This window comes from Elusimicrobiota bacterium, assembly GCA_028718185.1.
GTDB lineage: Bacteria > Elusimicrobiota > UBA8919 > UBA8919 > UBA8919 > JAQUMH01.
Genome location: JAQUMH010000015.1, coordinates 20,560 through 43,868 on the forward strand (window position 1 = coordinate 20,560; position 23,309 = coordinate 43,868).

Here is a 23,309-nt window from a genome sequence, read left to right on the forward strand (position 1 = left end):
AAGCTCTCATGTTTTTTAATTTTCTAAATATTTAAATCTTTTAATCTTTCAATTTACTTTCATATTTTATCATTTATTCTTTAATTTTTCAATCTTTAAAACTTCAGCAGAGCAAGCTCTGCAACTACATTTTGACTACGGACTAAGGACCAAGAACATCGGACTGTCTTTACTCTTTCCCACCAAACCTTATACCTAGCGATACTCTGTGTGTATCGCCTAAATCTTTTGTAGGTATAAACGCATAATCTATATTAAATGTAGAACTTTCACCGCTCATCTTAAACCCGCCGCCTAATGTGTATGTCTCTTCATCATATCCTATCTTGTATCCAGCACGAATTGCTACCATCTCGGCTACCATTAATTCTAACCCTATATTCTCTTTTGTTGTAGCACTGTCTAATTCATAATTAGCATCAGCTGCTACTGTTAAATTGTTCTCACCTTCAAATGTCGAGAGCTTCTTGCCTAATCCCGCTTTTATATTACCGGGTAAATTATCGCTGCCTACTTTACCGCCTATGTTCTGGACCGCTAACCCTAATTGTAATCCGCCTTTTACAGGCATATACTCTATTCCTAAATCTAAGCCAAACCCCGATGCAGTGTCATTATCTATCTTCTGGCTTACCATTTTTAAACTACCACCTATGTTTATTGTCTCATCTACCTGTTTGCCGTAACTTATTGCGCCACCCATATCCTTCGCACTATAACTGCCTACACTGCCTACGGTATCATATGCGCCATTGACATCTTCTAATGTCTTGTCTATATTGCCATAATTAAGGTACATTATCTGTAACCCTATTGTGGAGTCTTCACTAACAGGATGTCCGAGCGCTAAATATTCGTAATTTATTCCTTCAAAAAGCGATAAATGCATAAATGAGAGTTCAGTTGAACTTACTGACCCTAACCCTGCCGGGTTCCAATATACGCTATTGACATCTTCAGCTACTGCTACTTGTGCGCCACCCATAGCTTCCTGTTTTGCACCTATACCTACTTTCAAAAACTCCATAGCTGAACTGCATACGCCAGCTTCTAATTTGCTGATACATGTAATACTTACGACCATTACTGCTAACGCAAATAAACTTAACATCTTGTGCATTTTTCCTCCTTTAATTTCATTTTTTGTTTCCTTATTTGTGATTTTCATAACTACTCCTTTAAAAACAGTAATTGGTAATTTGGTAAATAAAAAAAAGCTTATCAGAAAACCAAATAATCAATTAATTAGGTTTTTATACTAATTAACTAATCTCTAATTTACTAATAAACTCTTTTGTTTTCGGTAACCTAGTTGGCTTGATAGTATCCTTTGTATATTATTAGATTGCTTCGCTTACGCTCGCAATGACAACTTAAAATACACAAAGAATCTTTTATTGTCTCATTTGTCGTTTATCGGCAACCTGTTGGCGTTACTATCTTAGCCCTTGGTTTTGCGAACTCATCCCGCTTTCGCAGGAGCAGCCTTTTCGGATTAGCACTCGCAGGTCGGAGCTACTGCACCGACCGAGAATGCAACCCCGCTTTTTGCGGGGTAAAACAACTTGTAATTCTTTTTCCTACTTCGTTTAACTGTGTAATGTGTTTTGGAGTCATTGTGTCTTAGTGTTACATCTTCTGACATTGGACTTCGGACATCGGACTGTTTCTCTACCATATTTATAACACAAAACATGAATTTTGTCTATCGGCTAATTGTGAATAGCTAACGGTTACTTGCGAATTGATTTAGATATAACTTAAGGTATACTGCGGAAATGTAATGTAAAATCCAATAAAAAAAGAACATTTAAAAAATAAATGTTCTTTTTTTTATTAACTTTTCTATGATTTGTTTAAGCTTGCCGAGGGCAAGCAACTACTACATACTTCACGGCAGCAAAACAAGCTTTGCAACTACGACTTTTAACTTTGGACATCGGACTGTTGTTACTATTTAACTAACCCTACTTTACCTGTTTTCTTTTTACCGTTAGCATCTTCTAACTGGTAAACATATACTCCCCTTCCTACTTTGTCACCATCATCATTTTTACCGTCCCAAACTATCCATCCAAGATTACCATAATCTATTTCTTTCAACTCGCGGATTAATTCACCATTTACACTGTAAAATTTCATTTTGACATTTAACGGCAGGTTTATAACCTTTAACATGCCGTTTATAGCTGTCGTAGGATTATACGGGTTTGGATAAACTTTTACGGTGTTTAAGTCTGTAGAAACATAACTTCCTAATATACGGTAAGTTGAAAAATGTTTGACGGTTGCAGTTACTGTTTTATTTGTTTTATCTACTGTCTGGACTCCTGATACCAAATCCCAATCTGTACCATTCCAGAAGTAAATTCTAAGTCCGTCTTCATCTAACGTTCCTATATCCTCCGCTGTATAAGGTATTTTTATACTTACCGTCCTTGTAAATATTTGGTTTTGCAGGACAGGTACGGTATTTGTAAAAATTAACTCGCCAAAATCATAACAGATAGGATTCACTGTATTAGCGTATTCCATTGTATTACCAACTGCCGGCGGGACACTTGTCGGTATTGCTGCAAGATTCTCGTCACTGGATAGTACTCCGGCCGGTACTACTATCTCTATTCCATTTGTTCCTTTTATTGTCCCACCCTTATTGCCGACTAAATTTGCTGCATACATGTCAGTAAACTTTGTTACTATTGTAGCGGTTGTGTCACCGCTTAACTCTATTGTATTTATGTTGCTATGGTATGCGATTGAAACATTTTTCTCACCTAAATCCGCTTCTGTTAATGTCGAACTTACAGCATCTAATACTGTACCATTTGAATCTTTTGTTGTTAGGGTTAGTGTTCCTGCATAATCGGTTGCTATACTGTTTTCATCTATGTTAAATACCTGCAATTTGAACTTCAAACTTGCAGGTGTTGTTATCTCATCATAGTAATAAGTATATATTCTGTGTTTTAAATTATATGTCGTAAAACTGTATTGTGCTGATATTGCAAGATTATTAGCAGGATCCCTGCTATAGACTCTGTAATAATATGTCTTTCCTTTATCTAAATTACTAAGTTCCACACTATGACTGGTTACCGGTGTTGCACTTAATGTAGTTGTACTGCCTAGTGCTGTTGTAAGTCCATATACTACCTGTGAGTCGGATACCTCATTGGTTGTCCATATTATTACAGCACTAGTTACTGTTACGCCTGCACTCACATTGCTTATTATAGGTGCATCCGGGTCATTTGCAATTGTTGTAAAAGTAAAATCACCAGTTGTTGTTGGGTTATTACTCATATCCGTTGTCACTACCCTGCAATGATATGTTGTTTTTTCAGTAAGACCTGTTATTGGTACACTATGGCTGGTTACTCCACCGCTATCTGTTACCGGTGATGCACTGCCATAACCTGTTGTTAAGCCATACTCTACTTTACTGGTTGCTGGTTCATTAGTTGTCCATGTCACCACTGCTGAAGTTCCTGTTATACTTATTGTTGCAGTACTACTAACTACCGGAGGAGTTGTATCAGGGGTTATACTTATTATTTTAAGGCAATCAAGATTACCACAACCGGCTGCTGTGTTTGTTTCCATCACGAATTTCATTATCTGGGGACCTGAAGTAAGTACAACATCGGATGAGACTAACAGGTCAACATAAGTTTGATAATCACCCGTTGGTGGTACTCTTGTTGATGCTGTTACAAGATACGGTGTTTCATTATGATTTCCAAATTCAAAATGTACGGGACCACCATCGACTAACAGCCCACTACCTACTCTTATTAATATTTTATAATCACCAGTATTATTTACATTTACACTGTATTCTAACCACTCGCCGGGTTTTGTCCATCCCACATCAAAACCACCACTGGCATTCACTGATGTCTCTATATCTACACTTTCAGTTGTCCTGTATGCATTACCGCTATTACCGGGTGATGTATCATTGTATCCTTTTCCTGATGCTGAACCAGAAGCTACTGTATCATAATTTTCAAACTCTATTGTTGTAGAACCTGTTCCTATTGACCACGGAGTACCTACGGGAACGTTTCCATATGACAGTTGTACTATGGCGGCTGTTATTGTATATAGGACGCTATTTACTGAACTGTCTGTCATTCCAGCTTTGAATGCCCTGGCTTTTACCGTTGTATTACTGGTCAATGTAAATGGTGCAGAATACTGAGTCGATGTTAATGTCGGGTTATTTCCATCTAATGTATAATATGTTGTCGCTCCATCGGTTGTACAGCCGAGCGTTACACTATTAACAGATACTTCATAAGTGTCTGCTCCAGGACTAATTGTAGGTATATTAACTATATTAGATGTATCTCCACTTATTCTTATTAATTGGATGTAATTAAAATCACCGCCGCCTGTTGTTGCACTGTCATCGAGAACTAGCTTCATTATCTGGCTTCCCGCTGTCAGTGTAACTGAATTTGCAAGTACTACATCAGTAAAGGTATCATAACTACCTGTTGGTGGTACGCCTGTAGGTGTTGTTAGAAGATATGGTGTTTGTTTATGTGTTCCAAATTCTATGTGTATAGGACAACCTGTGACTGTCAATCCGCTGCCTGCTCTCAATACTATTTTGTATTGTCCTCCCTCATTTACATTTATACTATATTCCATCCATTCACCAGTTACTGTCCAACCTACTTTGTATCCGCCACCTATATCGGTTGTTGCAGTAACATCTACATTCTCGCTTGCTCTGTATGTGTTACCACTATTACCAGATGTTGTATCACTATATGCTTCACCGGAACCACTACCATCTACTACCATATCATAATCTTCTGCCTGTATTGTTATTGTCCCTGTTCCTATTACCCAGGCTACACCAGCTGGATATGCCTGTTGTATTGCCTGCGTTATTGCTGTTAAACCAACCAAGAGTACGATTGACATCATACAACATCTGGTAATCTTACCCATACTTTTCCCTCCGGTTCTTCTATATGCTTTATTCCAATTTTGATTTGTTTTCATATCGAAAAGTTATAGAGTTATAGAGTTTTAGAGTTTGTAGAGTTAAAACCTTATAACCCTACAACCCTATAACTCTATAACGCTTTTTTCCTTTATCATTTCCCGCCAAACCTTATTCCAAGCGATATCCTGTGCGTGTCGCCTAAATCTTTTGTCGGAACAAACGCATAATCTATATTAAATGTAGAACTTTCACTATTCATCTTAAAACCACCGCCTAATGTGTATGTCTCTTCATCATAGCCTATCTTGTATCCTGCTCTTATTCCTACCATCTCGGCTATCATTAACTCCATTCCTATATTCTCTTTTATACTTGCACTGTCTAATCCATAATTGACATCTGCTGCTACTGTAAGGTTGTTCTCACCTTCAAACGCTGACAGCTTCTTGCCTAATCCCGCTTTTATATTCCCGGGCATATTGTCACTGCCCACTTTACCGCCTATGTTCTGAACCGCTAATCCTAATTGTAATCCGCCTTTAACAGGAATATACTCTACTCCTAAATCTATTCCAAAGCCGGATGCACTGTTTGTATCTATCTTCTGGCTTACCATCTTTAAACTACCACCTATATTAATTGTTTCATCTACCTGTCTGCCATAACTTATTGCTCCGCCCATATCTTTTGCACTATAACTGCCTACACTGCCTATTGTATCATATGCGCCTGTTGCATCTTCTAACGTTTTGTCTATATTTCCATAATTCAAATACATTATCTGTAACCCTATTGTTGCACTTTCATTTATCGGGTGCCCGATTGCTAAATACTCGTAGTTTATTCCTTCAAATTGTGATAAATGCATAAATGATAGTTCGTTAGCACTGACTGAACCCAATCCTGCCGGGTTCCAATATACGCTATTAATATCTTCTGCTACTGCTACCTGTGCGCCACCCATACCTTCCTGTTTAGCACCTACACCTACTTTCAAAAATTGCATAGCTGAACTACCTACTCCGGCTTCTACATTGTTTGTACATGTAATACCTACTACCATTACTGCTAACAGAACTGCATTTAACAGTTTTGACATGATTACCCTCCTTTTACTACTGTTCTTATGGTCTTTTGGTCTTGAGTTGATGATCCCGATTCGGTGCGGTAGCTCCGAACTCCGAGCACAAAAAAAAGAAGTATATTAGAAAAATAGTTAATCAGTTAATTAAGTTTTTAACCTAATTCGCTAATCTACTAATTTACTAATCCACTTCTTTTGTTTTCGGTAACCTTGCTAGCTTGATAGCCACAAGCGTATAAACCGCTTGTGGTTTGTTGTTTTTCGGTAACCTACTCGGCTTTGACTATCTTAGCCCTTGGTTTTGCGAACGCATCTCAATTTCATGAGAGTAGCCTTTTCGGAATTCGCACTCGCAGGTCGGAGCTACTGCACCGACCGAGAATGCAACCCCGCAATAAGCGGGGTAAATATTTTTGTTTCCCTCCATAGTTTGTCAAATTCTGAAGATAGTATTTAATGGATATATAAAATTACCAAATTTCCAGCATAATATAACACATTTCTTTTATTTTGTCAATTATTATTTTGTTTTTTTATATTTTTATTTTTTAAGGTATAAAAAAATAAATAAAAGCCATAGAGTTATTAATTTAGGGTTATAGAGGTTAACTATACAAACTCTATAACGTTATTAACTCTATAACAATTATTTTTAATTTCTAAATTTTTAAATCTTTTCAATATTTTAATTTTAATCTCTAATTCACTAATCTACTAATTCTTCTCTTTACAGAAGCAGAGCGGAGTTTATCCCGCATATTTGTTGTGCGGGACTCTGCCGCTACTTTTGACTAAGGATTAAGTACGCCTCTGTTTCTATTCCTTTGCCCCAAACCTTATACCAAGAGATACTCTGTGTGTGTCACCTAAATCTTTTGTGGGTATGAATGCATAATCTATATTGAATGTTGAACTTTCACCGGCTATTTTAAATCCACCTCCTAATGTGTAGCTCTCTTCATCGTAACCTATCTTATAACCTGCCCTTAAATATAATAATTCTGCTAACAATAACTCCATTCCGATGTTCTCTTTTATATTTGTACTGTCTAATTCATAAGTAACATCAGTTGCTACTGTTAAATTGTTCTCACCGTCAAAGACTGATAGCTTCTTTCCTAATCCTGCTTTTATATTACCGGGTAAATTATCACTGCCTACTTTTCCACCTATGTTTTGAACCGCTAACCCTAATTGTAACCCGCCTTTAGCCGGAATATACTCTACTCCTAAGTCTAAACCAAACCCTGATGCTGTATCGCTGTCTATCTTCTCACTAACCATCTTTAAACTGCCACCTATATTTATTGTTTCATCTACCTGTTTGCCGTAGCTTATCGCACCACCCATGTCTTTCGCGCTATAACTGCCTACACTGCCTGCTGTATCATAGTTACCATTGGCATCTTCTAATGTCTTGTCTATATTGCCATAATTAAGATACATTATCTGTAATCCTATTGTGGAACTCTCATTTACAGGATGTCCTATTGCTAAATATTCGTAATTTATTCCCTCAAAATATGATAAATGCATAAATGAGAGTTCAGTAGCAGTGACTGAACCTAATCCTGCAGGATTCCAATATACGCTATTGACATCTTCGGCTACTGCTACCTGTGCGCCACCCATACCTTCCTGCTTTGCACCTACGCCCACTCTCAAAAATTGCATAGCTGAACTGCCTACACCGGCTTCTACATCAACTACACTTATAAAACCTGTTATCATTACTGCCAATATCACAGAACTTATTAGTTTTTTCATATTATCCTCCCTGATACTGTTCTTAAGTTCTTGTGTTCTCAGTTGATTATCCCGATTCTTATTTATAAGAGAATTTGTAATTGGGATTATGTGCTCAGTCGGTCCAGTAGGTCCGACTTCCGCGCATTAAAAAAAGAAGCACAACAGAAAATCAGTTAACTAGTTATTAGGTATTTTGTTATTATTAATTACCTAATAAACCAAGTCTCTAATTTTCTAATTAACTTCTTTTGTTTTCGGTAACCTTGCTAGCTTGATAGTAATCCTTTGTATAAATATACAAAGAATATCTTTATTGTCTCACCTTTTGTTTATCGGCAACCTGTTGGCATTAACTATCTTAGCCCTCGGCTTTGCGAACTCATCAAGGTTTCCCTTGAGCAGCCTTTTCGGAATTTTTGCACTCTTAATAATCAATATCTGCTTCTACTATCTATATAACACAATACTGATTTTTTGTCAAGGTCTTTTTGTTGTAAAAAATTGTCATTTGTAATAACTAAATTATTTGTGCCATAATTTTACTTATAGTCGTAGAACTAAATTTAATTTTATCGGTAATTTCTGTTATGTTGTCCAATATTGCACTTAGATATGAAGAAAGAAATAAGAAGTAAGATGTAAGATTTAAAAATAATATAAAAAAGAACATCCATATTCATTAAAGATGTTCTTTTTTATATTAAATAATCGTAGTAGAATCGCAGAGTTCGTAGAGTTTGTAGAGTTATAGAGTTTTAACCCTATAACCCTAAAACTCTATAACGTTTTTATTTAATCAGTCCTATTTTCCCTGTCTTTTTGCTACCGGTAGCGTCTTCTAACTGATAAATGTATACTCCTTTACCTACTTTGTCTCCATTATCATTCTTGCCATCCCACTCGAGCCAGCCAAGGTTACCAAAATCTGTCTCTTTGAGTTCACGAACTATTTCGCCTGTTACACTAAACAACTTCATAGTACTATTCATTGGTAAATTGATTATCTTCAATTTACCCAGTACCGCTGTCGCCGGATTATACGGGTTAGGATAGACTTTCACATTACTCATATCAGCAGATACATAACTACCTAATATCCGGTATGTTGAGAAATGTTTGACGGTTGCGGTTATTGTGTTGTTTGACTTGTCTACTGTCTGGATTCCTGTTGCTAATTCCCAATCTGTTCCGGTCCAGTAGTAGATTCTAAGTCCATCTTCGTTTAATGTTCCTATATCCGCTGCTGTGTATGGTATTGTTATGTTTACTGCTCTTGTGAATACCTGGTTTTCTAATACAGGCGCATTATTGTTAAATGTTAACTCGCCAAAGTCGTAACATATCGGATTCACCGTGTCAACATATTTCATGTTGTTTTTTACTTCCGGTGATGAACTTGTCTTTATAGAAGCAAGATATTTGTTAGCAGACAAGACTCCTGTAGGGATGAGTATCTTCAGTCCGTTAGCACCCCGTATTGTTCCACCCTGGTAACCTACTAACTTTGCGATATACATATCACTGAAACTTATCACGACCGGCGCTGTCGTGTCGCCTGTTAGTTCTATCGTATTTATATCACTACGGAACGGTATTGAAACTTCCTTCTCGCCGGAATCTGCCCCAGTCAATGTTGAATCTGTTGTATCCAGGACACTACTCTTGCTGTTCTTGGTTGTAAGTGTTACTGTACCTGTGTAATCGGTCGCAATACTGTTCTCATCTACATTATATACCTGAACCTTGAACTTCAAACTCGCAGCTGCGGATGCTCCTGTCTTGGTTGCAGTTGTTCCGTCATCATAGTAATAGGTATATATTCTGTGCTTTAAGTTATATGTTTTGAAAATGTATTGTGACGATATCGCAAGATTATTAGATGAGTCACGGCTGTAGACCTTGTAATAATAGGTCTTACCTTTATCTAATGCGCTAATGGAAACACTGTGTAACCTTGTTGCTGTCGGATCTAATGTGGTTGTAGTTCCCATCGCAGTTGAAGTTCCGTATGCTACCCGAGAATCTGAATTTTCATCAGTTGTCCATGTTATTACGGCGCTGTTTTGTGTTACACCGGCTACCACGTTGCTAATCACAGGTGGATAAGGATCATTAGATATCGTTGTAAAACTGTAATCTCCGGTTGTTATTGTATTACCGTTCATATCAACGGATACCATCCTGTAATGATAGGCTGTGTTTTCAGTAAGGCCACTTAATGTAACACTGTGATTGATCACACCAACGGTATCTGTTACCGGTGTTGCACTGCCGTAACTTGTTGTTAATCCATATTCTACTTTACTGGTAGCGAGCTCATTAGTTGTCCATTTTATTACTGCTGCACTACCGGTTACGTTAGATGGTGTTACCGCACTTACTACCGGAGGTGTTGTGTCTGCACTTAATCTTATTAACTTGATGTAATCAAAATTACCGCAATTTGCTGCAGAACCGGATTCCATTACCATCTTTATTATCTGGTTACCCGCTGTAAGCGTCACATTAGAAGAAACCTCTAAATCTGTCCATGTATTCCACCCGCCCGTATTAGGTACGCTTACTGATGCTGTTACACGATATGGAGTTAAGTTGTGTGGACCAAATTCAATGTGCATAGGACCGGCACCGATAGAACCGGCGGCTACACTTAGTATTATTTTGTAATCAGCAGTCTCACTCACATTTACACTGTATTCTAACCATTCGCCAGGCATTACAAATCCGATATCATATCCGTTACTGGCATTAGTGACTGCCTCTACATCTACTCCTTCAGTTGTCCTGTACGCTCCTCCTTGATTACCTGGAGTTGTATCATAATATGATTCACCATCAGCTAAACCGGAAGTTACTGTATCGTAATTCTCTACCTCTATCGTTGTTGTTCCTACGCTTAACTGCCATGGATTTCCATTGTTTCCAAATGATGTTTGTGGTGAAATATTTGTTACTGTATATGCAGCACTATTTACTGAACTGTCAGTCATTGTAGCTTTGAACGCACGAGCCCGGACTGTTGCACTCGCAGTTAATGTAAATGGTGCAGAATATAATGTTGACGATGATGTCGGGTCTGCTCCATTTGTCGTGTATCTTATTTCTGCCCCGCTGGTTGCACAGCCTAATGTTACTGTAACATAACTTGCATACGACCCTGCACTTGGACTAATTGTCGGTGTCGCTACTGCATTAGGTATATCTGCATTAACTTTTATTAAATTAATGTAGTTAAAATTACCGTTATTATTGCCTGTTCCTGTATCCATTACTAACTTCATTATCTGGTTACCTGAGTTTAGCGCTATTCCTGTTGAAAGTGTTAAATCTGTCCATGTCTGCCATCCACCTGTTGCAGGCACGCTTGCTGATGGTGTTATAAGATACGGGACTACATTGTGAGGACCGAATTCAAGGTGTACCGGACTTGCACTCGTGTCTCCATTTGCTGCTCTTAGTACTATCTTGTATATACCACTTTGATTCACATTTACACTGTATTCTAACCACTCGCCAGGATATATATATCCTATATCATATCCGCCGCCTATATCAGTGCAATTCTCTGTATCTACTCCTTCAGTTGTCCTGAATGATGCATCACCAGTGTTGGCAACAGTTGTATCATGGTATGCAACACCTTCACCGGAACCGCTTGTTACTGTGTCGTAATTTTCTGCCTGTATCGTTGTCGTTCCAGTATCTATCAACCACGCTACTCCGCTCGGATATGCCTGTTGGTTTGGTGTCGTGCCCGTTACTATATATGCTACGTTATTTACTGAACTGTCGGTCATAGCAGCTTTGAACGCACGCGCTTTTACTGTCGCACTCTGGTTCAAAGCAAACGGTGCGGAATATAGTGTTGACGATGATGTCGGGTCATTTCCATTTGTTGTATATCTTATTTCCGCCCCGTTGGTTGCACAGCCTAATGTTACTGTAACAGAATCTGAATATGTTCCTGCTCCGGGGTTAATTGTAGGTGTTGCTACTGCATTAGGTGTCTCAGCACTAACCCTTGTTAACTGGATATAATTAAAATTACCGCAATGAGGTGCTAAGCCAGCTTCCATTACTATTTTCATTATCTGGTTGCCGGCAGTTAAGGTCACACTGGATGAAACTTCTATATCTGCATATGTCTGCCATCCACCTGTTAATGGTACGCTTGTTGAAGGGGTTACACGATATGGTGTTGAATTGTGCTGACCGAATTCAAGATGTATAGGACCGGCAGAAGTATCGCCAGAGGCTACTCTTAAAACTATTTTATAGTCGCCGCCTTGATTAACATTTACACTATATTCCAACCACTCACCGGGCATTGCATAACCTATATCGTACCCATTACCCGTATCAGTGCAATTCTCTACATCTACACCGTCACCTGTTCTGTAAGTTGCTCCACCCTTATTAGCTATTTCTGTATCATGATATGCCTCGCCCTCAGCAGAACCGCTTGTTACCATATCATAATCTTCTGCCTGTATAGTTGTAGTTCCTGTATCTATTGACCACGATACTCCGCCCGGATATGCCTGCTGGGGCATAGCAGGACCATTAGTTATTGTTACTACCTGTGCTGTTGTTGTCGTTGTTGCTGCGCTATTATCAGTCGCTGTCGCGGTTATGCTATAAGTCCCTGTCGGCACAGTATTCCATGTATAACTATACGGCGAACTGGTGTCTTCACCAAGTTTTGTAGTTCCATTGAAAAATTCTACTTTGCTTACTGTTCCGTCACTGTCGGATGCAGTCGCGTCTATCCGGACTGTCGCAGGCGGATTACTACCATTCGTTATCGCTATTGTGCTTATGCTTACTGTCGGCGGTTGTGATGTCAAATTCTTATCTGCTAATATCTCACTGCCGGTTAGCGCTATATTATATATCTTAACTCCATCCATTGCACCGTTGAAAGGTTCTGTTCCTCCACCGTTAGCACCTAACCTTAACGCAGTGCCAAGTGCTGCGATGTTACCGGTCTGTGCAGAACTGTTACTTTCTACGCCATCTACATATATCTTCATTGTAGCGCCATTATATACTCCGGCTATGTGATGCCAGGTAGCATCAACACCTATGTTCTGGGTGGCTGCTACGCTTACTCCACTACCACCTATATCTAACCAGAAACGCGGAGTTAGCTGTGTTGCACTATTCCAAACTCCATGCAAGGAATATGCAAACCACGGCGAACTATGACTACCATCTACTGCCGGTTTGCCTATAAATATCTGATTGTCAGTACTAGCGGAACCGATGGCGTCTATTCTAACCCACGCTATCAATGTCATCTGACTGCCATTTATATCTAACGATGTGGAATTAGGGACACTGACATAATCGTTTGTGCCGTCAAATTTTAATCCGGTACCTACCTTGCCGGCAACCCAGCAAGTGGCAGTATCCATATTGGTTAATGTTCCATTGTTATTATAACCCGATGTATCACTCGCTGTTGAACTGCCTGATGTGCCTTCCATATCCCATTTCCCTACAGGAAGAGTAGGCTGGCCTGTGTTTTTGACACTTATAGTAACTTGGGCACTGCCTGTTAATCCAATATTGTCTGTTACTACCGCTCTTATATTAAAATCGCCTGATGGAACACTATTCCATGTGTAGCTATACGGCGAACTGGTGTCTTCGCCAAGTTTTGTTGTGCCATTGTAAAATTCTACTTTTGCAACAGAAACATCATCAACTGCCGTTGCTTCTATCAATATATTAGAACCTTGGTCAAACTGCTGACCATTTGTTGGTTTAGTAATTACTACTACAGGATTGCCACCACCACCGCCAAAGGTATTATTATTACGCAATATGTACATCAAACCGCCGGTTGTAGAAAAGAAATCATCCCATGTAATGCTTACTATGTCTAAATCGCCATCGCCGTCTAAATCAGACAGGTATGCTGAATTATGACTTTCTTTCCCTGCTGATATTATATGTTGTGTAAAACTTGGTGTAGCACTCCCGTCGTTTTCCCATATTGCTGTCTCCTTGGCACCTTTATGCTCACCGGTTACTACATCTTTGTCGCCATCAAAATCCATATCGGCTACATCCAGCGAATTAGTTGACTGCTGTTTTACTATCTGTGTTGAAGCTCCCCATAATGTCTTGGGATCTGCAGGGCACTTAAACCAATAAGTCCGGCTTTCCGCACGAAGTGGATTTGCACCATCCCATATTTCATCTGTCAGTATCATGTCAAGCCGGCCGTCACCATTCAAATCTGCCAATTGGACCCGGTCAGGTCCATCAGCGCTTGTTACGTTATTAATCGGGGTTGCGTCACCTATCTTGTGGACTGCCCAGTTACCTTGTCCGGCAACACCGGGATTTTCATACCATACTACTGTTTTGTTATCACCCAACACTCCTACTATATCTAAATCGCCATCTTTGTCTATATCGCCTACTGCTATTCCTTGATTGTTACTACTATTGCTTACACTATTGCTTATCTGCGTAACAGGCCAATTGCCGTTTTGAGGACTTACTAACGGTATCTGGATGTAATACAATTTTCCGCTACTGGCACCATCGCCGGGATAAGGTAAATCACCAGTACACACTATCTCTTCCCTGCCACCGGGAACTATTTGTGCCATTCTCATTCCCTGTGATTGCGAATGTAGAGTCGGAGGTATAACTGCAACTTTTGTAGCTGTCCAATCTGCTGTTGTATCTCCTGAACCGGTTTTCTCTAACCAATACACACCGGGATTAGGAGTATATGCTGCTGTAAGTCCAAAACCTATTACATCAGGATATGCATCGCCATCTACATCGGTTACCAAACTGGCATCTACATTTACAGGGAATGTTGTTCTTGTCCATGTCCCGGTCATATCACCGCCAGGGTTTTTGTAGCTATATTTTCCTGATACTAAATCTTTATAGCCGTCATTATTCAAATCCACAGCTGCTAATCCAAACCATTCATACCAACTACCATATACTGCACGAGTTGTGTCTAACTCTTTATATGTCCAATCCGTTAATCCTCTTTTTCCACCACCGGTTTGTATCCATACTGCTACTTCGTTGTCAACATTACCAGGGTCGGAATAACTCTTCTGTAATATGTCAAGACGGCCATCTCCATTAAAATCGCCCAATGCATCTTCGTGGTTGTTTAGTCCTGTTGCTAGTATGGTTGGTGTAAATGCAGGACTTGCTGCACCGTCATTCTTGTATATCGTCATTCTTGCAGCAGGGTAGCTATTAGCACCAACACGGCTCATCTCTGCTATAAATATATCATTATCGCCATCTGTATCTAAATCACCTATTTTTAAACTATGTGCCTGGATTACATTACTATCTATTATATGTTTTGTCCATGTAGTTGCTGCAGCATTTGTAGATTCATACCATGCAGCAAAACCGGTGAAATCGCCCGCTGAAAAAGCCACTTCAGGTCTGCCGCCTTTTATTATCTGTCCTACAGCGCATTTGCCTCTTACTGCACTTTCGGCTGGCTCTATTGAATTAAATGTATATGTCGTTCCGCTTACATGCTTGAACCATCCGCCACCGCCGACTATATCTACTTTGCCGTCTAAATCTATATCGGCAACTGCCATTCCTTCAGCTTCAGGCGCACTTGTTTTTGTATATATTGTAGCAGGAGCCGGCCATACTGTAGTACGAGTTTTTACGTCTGCGGGTACTTTCCATAAATATAATGTTGTTACTCCAGTCCCATATTGACGTCCCCACGCTGCCAGTTCTGCAACACCATCGTTGTCAAAATCGCCAAAACATGCATCATGCCAGGTTACTGTTCCTGTGTTCTTTATTAAATGTTTTGTCCATCTGGTTGCTGTTCCAACTGCTTGGGGACCCGGGTTCTCCCACCAAAAACCCTGAACCTCGTTCCAATCACCCATATTCACTATGTCCAAATCTCCATCATTGTCTATATCATAAGGTTGACTAAAACAACCTAGTTTTAATACGTCAGGGTCTATACTTTTTTGGTCCCAGTTATTTCCATTTTTCTTGTACCATACTAATGCGGGCGCTTCCCCTCTTTTCATAATAACAAAATCGCTCAAACCATCATTATCTACATCTAATACTACACTATCTACATATTCAGAACCTGTCGTGCCTGGTAAAGATAAATATCCATCTTTACTTGAATATTTCGTAAAGCCAACAGGTGAAGCTGAAGGTGTTATTGTATATGCTGCTGTATTTTCATAACTGTCGTCACTGCCTGATATTACTGCTGCTGCTCTTAACGTTCCTGATGTTGTTATTGCTGCTACAAGAGGCGAACTGCCGGAAGTAGCTGTTCCACTGGTCAATGGAGGGGTGTTATCTTTCGTATATTTTATAGTTGCTCCACTTGTCCCACAAGTTATTATTACTAATTGTGTGCCTGAATAAGTGCCTGCCGGTAAATTAAACTGTGGTGTCGCCACTTTGATTGGTCCTGAAGAACTACCGGGTGTTCCTATAGTTTCTGTCAGATCCCGCCATGCTGATTCTATTGTGTTTTTTGTTGTTGTCAAATCACGGCTGTCTGCAAATCCTATTGTATAGTATGCAGGAACAACAGGATTTAAAGATGAAGTTGTACCAGTTCTGCCAAATCCGAATACTGTCATGTTATTTTCCATCTGATAATATGAATCATTTGCTGTATCATCCTGATGGTTAATCAAATATATACTCCTGTTTATTGTACCATCTGCAAAATATACCCACTCCGGTGCCGGGATATCGCCGTTTAATATATTAGTTGAAGGATATGACCCGCAAAGTTGCGGGCTTGTATCGTTTGACCTGTAGAAATAATCTTGTGTGCCGGTTACATCTAAATTTCCGCCAGGGGTGCCTTCATATAAGAACCAGTATGCACTGTTCTTTTTTGTTACTGTCATCCTTGCATATTTAGGGAATATTTCCCAGGTACATGACCATAAACCATCAAGACTATCTGTCTTATATTTAATCTTTATTGGACCCTGATTTAATATACTGCTGCTACTATTTACAAATCCAGGGTGAAAATAAGAAGCGGGATATACCATGTTAGGTATTCCGCGATAATTACCCGCTGAACCGCCCGTAGCATGATAACCTAACCAGTCGTTGTTTTGAGTGTCGACCATACTGGAAAAACCACCGCCTTGCTTGTGATAATAATAGGTCGCATTAACTGTCTCTATTTTGTAACTTGACTGTCCCTCGTCATCTACATTATCTGTTAATGTTACCTGCTTTGTAAAATTAACTTTTGTTATTGTTGGATCTACATCAAAAAATATCCTGAAATATCTTGTTGCACTGGCATTTGTTGTCCCACTCATCATAAGTGTTACTGTGCCTATTGCATTGTTTGAAGCATTATATGTAGAATCTTCGTCAAACTGAAATACTACACTGTCATTTATTACTGTTGTACCTGTGCTGTCTGTCTCTCTCACTCTTAAAGATTGGTCATTCAAACTGCCGCCAACGCCAAGAGTTGTAAGATACTGTGTAAAATTAACTGCTACTTCTACCGGTTTATCATATCTTGCATAACTACCAACTGCAACTGTTACCGGCACAAAATAAATAGGGTCACCAGTAGTAGGAGCTGTTATTGTAAAGTTTGCTGTTACCACATTACTATCCAAATTTCCCGATTTAGTTGCTATTGCTTTTAAAGTAGTGTCGCTAGATAATGTTAGTGGACCGGAATATACAGTGCCGTTTGTGGATGATGGGTCACTGCCATTGGTTGTATACTTTATTATTGCTCCACCGGTTGCACAAGTAATACTTACTGTCTGGGCACTGCTATATGTTCCCCCATTTGGATTTATTGCCGGATCTGCCACCGGTAACATTCCACCGGTATTATATTGTACAAATAAAACAGGTCCCGGCCAAATTATCTCCGGTCCGTGAGTCCATGCAGTATTACTTGGATGATAAGCAGTTACTTTAAATTCTTTTGTTCCACTTGTTATAAGACTTGTTGGAACTGTTATATTACTATAACCATAATCGTGATCTGTTGAAGTTGGAAATGAAGTCGCTATTTCAGTTCCTGCTAATGTTACTGACTGAGTTAAACCACCTTCTGCACCATTCCATGTAACAACTGACATTCTTGCACCGGTGATTGTTAATGCGTTTGATGGGATTACAATACTGCAAGATTTTGAACTAGGACTAGCACTAGCTGTTACTGAAAAACCTTGTGGTACATTGGTCGGTTTATACATCTTAACTGAAGTGGTAGTGCGTGCAAGGGTTATACCTGCTACTTCAGGTGTTGCATAACACATCCCGTCATTGCCTGCTATCACTGCCATAAACTTAATTGATGATGCTGCCTGGTCAGGTACCCAAGTTGTATCCCATGTCTTAGTATATGGTGATGATGTAACTGTTCCTATGTGTCCTACCAAAGCTCCATTACGCACCACATACCTGTAATGCCATTGTGAATAAATGCCATTACCATCCTCGTCAAAATCATCATAATATCCTATAAAATCTACCCGGTTTATTCCACCGGTATATGTATTTACTGCGGCAGTTATTGCAGGATTATCATTTATTGTTGAACTGGCGGTTGGTGAGGTTATACTTCCTGTCGGGTGGGTCTTAGTTGCATCATAATATATTCTTAATTTTAATCCGTAGTATGCCCATTGTCCCCAATTAAAACTACCGCAGGATTGGGGTCCAGCGGTAAATTCTATCGTGTTAGTTCCACTTGTTAACTGACCAATCGGTATAGTAACTACAGGATATCTAAAACTAAGATAACATTCAGGACTTGATATGTCTGTATTTTCCGGTACCGGTATCCATGAATTGTTATTTACTTTGAATTGTTTGCCGGTAGTACCTATGTGACCACCCCACATCTCTACTACTATTTCTGCTCTCGTTGCTCCTGCTAAATCAAGTCCGCTAAAAGTTTGGACGTAATTTGGGAGAAAATCCTGGGGTGCATCATAGGGTAATGGACCATCCGTATAACTGGGATTAGGATCTGTTACTCTCCACCACGCATTACTATAATTTTTTGCCGGTGGTGTACTCCAAATATATTTTTCCTTGAATATGTCGCCTGGTCCAATTGCCGATTGCGATATTGCACTTAACCCTATAATTACGACTGCAAATAGCATACACCATCTGATAATTTTACCCATACTTTTACCTCCAGTTTCCTTTAAATTCGTTCTTGCGTTCTTAAGTTCTAATGTTCTCATATTATTTACTTTTTTAATTGTGTTAATTTTATTTAACATCTTATCATTTATTGTTTAATTTTTCAATTTTTTTTACGGAAGCAGAGCTTTGCTCTGCTGCTACTTTTGACTAAGGACTAAAGACCAAGGACTACGCCCGCCACTAAACCATCGGGCGGGCAGGAACTTCGGACGCCTCTGTTTCTATTCTTTACCGCCCCCAAACCTTATACCTAACGATATCCTGTGCGTATCGCCTAAATCTTTTGTAGGAACAAATGCGTAATCTATATTGAATGTTGAACTTTCACCATTTATCTTAAACCCGCCGCCTAATGTGTATGTCTCTTCATCATAGCCGAGCTTGTAGCCTGCACGGATTCCTATCATCTCGGCTATTACTAACTCCATACCAATATTCTCTTTTGTTGTTGCACTGTCTAATCCATAATTGACATCAGCTGCTATTGTTAGATTGTTCTCACCTTCAAATGCTGATAGCTTCTTACCTAATCCAGCTTTTATATTGCCGGGTAAGCTGTCACTACCTACTTTACTGCCTATGTTCTGGACTGCTAACCCTAATTGTATTCCGCCTTTTACTGGAACATACTCTACTCCTAAATCTATTCCAAATCCTGTTGTGTTGTCACTATCTATCTTCTGGCTCGCCATCTTCAAACTGCCACCTACATTTATTGTCTCATCTACCTGCTTACCGTAACTTATTGCGCCACCTATGTCTTTGGCACCGAAAGTGCCTACACTGCCTACTGTATCATATGCTCCAGCTGCATCTTCTAATGTTTTGTCTATATTGCCATAATTAAGGTACATTATCTGTAAGCCTATTGTGGAACTCTCATTTATTGGATGCCCGATTGCTAAATACTCGTAACTTATTCCTTCAAAATATGATAAATGCATAAAGGAGAATTCGGTTGCACTTACTGAACCTAACCCTGCGGGATTCCAATATACGCTATTGACGTCTTCAGCTACTGCTACCTGTGCGCCGCCCATTCCTTCCTGCTTGGCACCTACTCCCACTTTCAAAAACTGCATAGCTGAACTGCCAACGCCGGCTTGTACATTGCTTGTACATATAATAGGTACAACCAGGACTGCCAACATTACTGCACTTAACATCTTGCGCATATTAACCCCCTTTACTGCTGTTCTTATGTTCTTGAGTTCTTGAGTTGATGATCCCAATTTTTATTTATAACTGAATATGTGATTGAGATTGTTTTATTGGTCTCCGGTAGGGGACTCAATAAAACAAAAAAGAAGCATATTAGAAAACTAGCTAATCAGTCAATTAAGTTTTTTCAACCTAATTCACTAATTTACTAATTTACTAATTTACTTCTTTTGTTTTCGATAACCTAGCTGGCTTGATAGTTTTTAGTCTTGATAATAGCTATTAACAACACGATTATCAAGACTTTTTGTTTATCGGCAACCTGTTGGCTTTCACTATCTTAGCCCTTGGTTTTGCGAACTCATCAAGGTTTCCCTTGAGCAGCCTTTTCGGATTAGTGCTCGGAGCTCGGACCTACTGGACCGAGCGAGAACACAACCCCGCAATATGCGAGGTAAAACAATATGTATTTCTTTTATCTCCTCTCACTAAAGTTCAGTCACCATATTTCGACGCATTTTGACGGATGAATCCTGATGACCTTTGTTCAACTGTATAATGTTTTCTTATTGAATACTCGTAACTTGCTAACGATTAGTCATTACTTGCTCTTCAGTATATATATAACATACAATTGGTCTTTTGTCTTGGACTTAATTGTTAATGAGTTTGCAAATATTGCTGTTTGTTTAATCCCTCTTTAGTTAAATATTGCTATTGACAAATTCAAATATTTTCATATAATTGTTTGTGTTTCTTTTTAGACTCTCTAAGCGAAGTATAACGTACAATGTGAAAAATGTCAATGGTTATGGTTGCTATTCTTTTGTTAAAAGTTGCTATCGTTATTTGAACCCATATATTACCCTAAATAAAACTGATAAAACGTGTCAATAGATAATTTGGAAAATTGTTAATCTATCAAATATCTCAAACAATCTTTACAAAGGATAAATTTAAATTATGAAACTAGGTTATAATTGGAACTTAAAAAATCCTAATAAATTAATTTACGTAGGGCATGCTGATCCTTACCCTGAAGCGGAAATAAAGAGACATCACCATCCATGTAATGAAATGGTGATTCTTATTAAGGGCTCCATAAGTGTTGAAGTATTAAAAAAAAATATTTTTGCGAATCCAGGTGACATATTGAATTATCCTGCAGGAATATCTCATAAAGAACATCTTACTAGTACTACCCCTGCTGAAATATTTTACTTTGCCTGGAAAGAAAAGAAAGAAAAAGGAAAAACAGAAATCCCCATTTTAACCCATGACACAAATAAAAAAATCCGGTTTTTGGCACAATGGTTATATGAAGAGAAAGAATTGGTTTCTCCTTACAGGAGTTTACTGCAAGAAAAAATATTTGAAGTGATATTAATTGAATTAAAAAAAATTTCTAAATCTAAAGAATCTCATCCTATGATTAGTAGTTTAAGAAGTTTTATGAAAGAGCATTTAAAAGAACGTTTGAATTTGGAAAAATTAGCAGAGTATATCGGTGTGAGTAAATACCATTTTTTAAGAACATACAAGAAACTTACGGGACGAACACCAATGGATGATTTAAGAATTATCCGTGCTGAAACTGCTAAGGATATGCTTTTTACAACTGATTCTCCATTAAAAGCTATTTCCAAAGAAGTTGGATTTGCTGATGAATATCAGCTTTCAAAAGTATTCAGAAAACAATTTGGAACACCACCCGGTCAATTCCGAAGAAACAAATCTTTTCTATAAAGTAGTGCTGGGGTGGTATAGGGTCTTAGTGTCATAGCGTCATAGGGTCGCAACATTACAATAAGTCATTTTAATTTCTATTATTTTGCAATTTTTATAACAATATAATCTAAATTCAGCCCGGGAGAATATACTTGCTGCAGTTTGAGAATGTGTTCTCCCGCTTTAATGTTAAATTTTAAGGGAGTTTGTCCATCTGGATTCAGGATAATCCATGGTTGCCATTCAGTTTCTTTACCACCCCAACCGCCGGTAGGTTTAAAGAATATTCTTTTCAAATCTTCTGTTGGGTATACTCCATCTATCATTAGTGAGCGAACAGGTTCTTCCGGTGTTGCATATTTTAATGTAATAGTAAATAAACCATCTTTTGCAACAGAAAATTTCCATTCAACCCATTGCCCAGGAGTATTCCAATTCCCAATTGATTTTTTACTTACACCTACCTTATTTTCTTCTATTTTTATTTCTCCGCCGCCTTGGGCGCTAAAATCTTCTGCCTCAATCATTATTTCTGTTTTATTTGATTTACTGTCACTTTTACTTGCTTTACTATTGTTTTTCTTTGTAGTAGCAGTTTTTTTACTTATAGATTTCTTCACTGCCTCAACTTGTCCCACACAAGTTAAACACATACCAAATACTAATCCTACAACTAACCAGTTTTTCATCTTTACCTACCTCCCTTTTTATAATCAAGAAGCAAAAAATCGGAAATCAGAAACAAGCAGTCCAAATCTTACTTCTTGCATCTTGTTTCTTTCTTCTGTTGCCAATCATGACATCGGTTATTGGATTTAGAAATTATAACTCACTACGCACACAACATATTAACAACCTTTTGCTTACTTGTCAACTAATAATTATTGTGAAATATTGCCATTTATTTACATGAGATTGCTCGTAAAATATTTTTATCTAAAATTATTCAATAAAATACATATTATCTAATTATTACTAAGAAACAAAAAGAAAGATGCATAAACAATATTAAATTCCAAATAAAGTATCGTTCAGTATATACATAAAAAACAAAGCAATCTCAATAAATCAAGATTGCTTTGTTTAAATTTCGACATTGGATTTCGGACTAACATACGGGTTAGGATAGATTTTTATATTGTCATTGTCTCCTGAGCTCTTAAGTTTAAACATTGTCGGTGTCTTTGACTGACACTAAACATTGGTTAGGCAGGGATTTTGGACTTCCTAATCTCTAATTCTCTAATCCACTAATTAACCGGCGCCATAAGATGGTGCGCTACTTTTCCACACCAATCTTTATTTTCTTTACTCCTGTGCTGTTTTCTATAAATATAATATATACTCCACTCGCTACTCCCTTACCACCATCATTCTTACCATCCCATACTACCTTACCGCTATTACCTA

Annotated in this window: 8 protein-coding genes; 1 reads left to right on the plus strand and 7 read right to left on the minus strand. The window is 38.5% G+C overall.

What is annotated here, in order from left to right; translation table 11 throughout:
* Positions 1-169 precede the first annotated feature (169 nt).
* The 6 genes from PHE88_11435 to PHE88_11460 all read right to left on the minus strand — a co-directional run bounded on the left by PHE88_11435 (position 170) and on the right by PHE88_11460 (position 20,185).
* Complete coding sequence (locus tag PHE88_11435; protein MDD5688429.1) at positions 170-1,168, minus strand: PorV/PorQ family protein; 999 nt, start codon at positions 1,166-1,168, stop codon at positions 170-172.
* A gap of 785 nt (positions 1,169-1,953) precedes the next feature.
* On the minus strand, positions 1,954-4,968 hold the full coding sequence (locus PHE88_11440) for a carbohydrate-binding protein (protein ID MDD5688430.1): 3,015 nt from the start codon (positions 4,966-4,968) through the stop codon (positions 1,954-1,956).
* A gap of 149 nt (positions 4,969-5,117) precedes the next feature.
* A complete protein-coding gene (locus PHE88_11445; protein ID MDD5688431.1) occupies positions 5,118-6,065 on the minus strand; it encodes a PorV/PorQ family protein in 948 nt (315 codons plus the stop codon).
* Positions 6,066-6,866: 801 nt separating this feature from the next.
* On the minus strand, positions 6,867-7,817 hold the full coding sequence (locus PHE88_11450; GenBank protein ID MDD5688432.1) for a PorV/PorQ family protein: 951 nt from the start codon (positions 7,815-7,817) through the stop codon (positions 6,867-6,869).
* Between the two features lie 770 nt (positions 7,818-8,587).
* Positions 8,588-18,988, minus strand: a complete 10,401-nt coding sequence (locus PHE88_11455; protein ID MDD5688433.1) for a chitobiase/beta-hexosaminidase C-terminal domain-containing protein — start codon at positions 18,986-18,988, stop codon at positions 8,588-8,590.
* A gap of 243 nt (positions 18,989-19,231) precedes the next feature.
* Entirely contained in the window at positions 19,232-20,185 is a 954-nt protein-coding gene (locus PHE88_11460; GenBank protein MDD5688434.1) for a PorV/PorQ family protein, read from the minus strand.
* A gap of 949 nt (positions 20,186-21,134) precedes the next feature.
* On the opposite strand from PHE88_11460, the gene PHE88_11465 reads away from it, so the two are divergent.
* A complete protein-coding gene (locus PHE88_11465; protein ID MDD5688435.1) occupies positions 21,135-21,917 on the plus strand; it encodes a helix-turn-helix domain-containing protein in 783 nt (260 codons plus the stop codon).
* 80 nt (positions 21,918-21,997) lie between these two features.
* Here PHE88_11465 and PHE88_11470 read toward each other — a convergent pair whose 3' ends face one another.
* The gene (locus PHE88_11470; GenBank protein ID MDD5688436.1) at positions 21,998-22,588 is read right to left on the minus strand and encodes a hypothetical protein; all 591 of its coding nucleotides are present in this window, start codon (positions 22,586-22,588) and stop codon (positions 21,998-22,000) included.
* Positions 22,589-23,309 lie beyond the last annotated feature (721 nt).

Bases quoted from the DNA above. Each gene is read 5' to 3' on its own strand.
- PHE88_11440 (MDD5688430.1), bottom strand. From the start codon at position 4,968: ATGGGTAAGATTACCAGATGTTGTATGATGTCAATCGTACTCTTGGTT.
- PHE88_11445 (MDD5688431.1), bottom strand. From the start codon at position 6,065: ATGTCAAAACTGTTAAATGCAGTTCTGTTAGCAGTAATGGTAGTAGGT.
- PHE88_11450 (MDD5688432.1), bottom strand. From the start codon at position 7,817: ATGAAAAAACTAATAAGTTCTGTGATATTGGCAGTAATGATAACAGGT.
- PHE88_11435 (MDD5688429.1), bottom strand. From the start codon at position 1,168: ATGAAAATCACAAATAAGGAAACAAAAAATGAAATTAAAGGAGGAAAA.
- PHE88_11460 (MDD5688434.1), bottom strand. From the start codon at position 20,185: ATGCGCAAGATGTTAAGTGCAGTAATGTTGGCAGTCCTGGTTGTACCT.
- PHE88_11455 (MDD5688433.1), bottom strand. From the start codon at position 18,988: ATGGGTAAAATTATCAGATGGTGTATGCTATTTGCAGTCGTAATTATA.
- PHE88_11470 (MDD5688436.1), bottom strand. From the start codon at position 22,588: ATGAAAAACTGGTTAGTTGTAGGATTAGTATTTGGTATGTGTTTAACT.
- PHE88_11465 (MDD5688435.1), top strand. From the start codon at position 21,135: ATGAAACTAGGTTATAATTGGAACTTAAAAAATCCTAATAAATTAATT.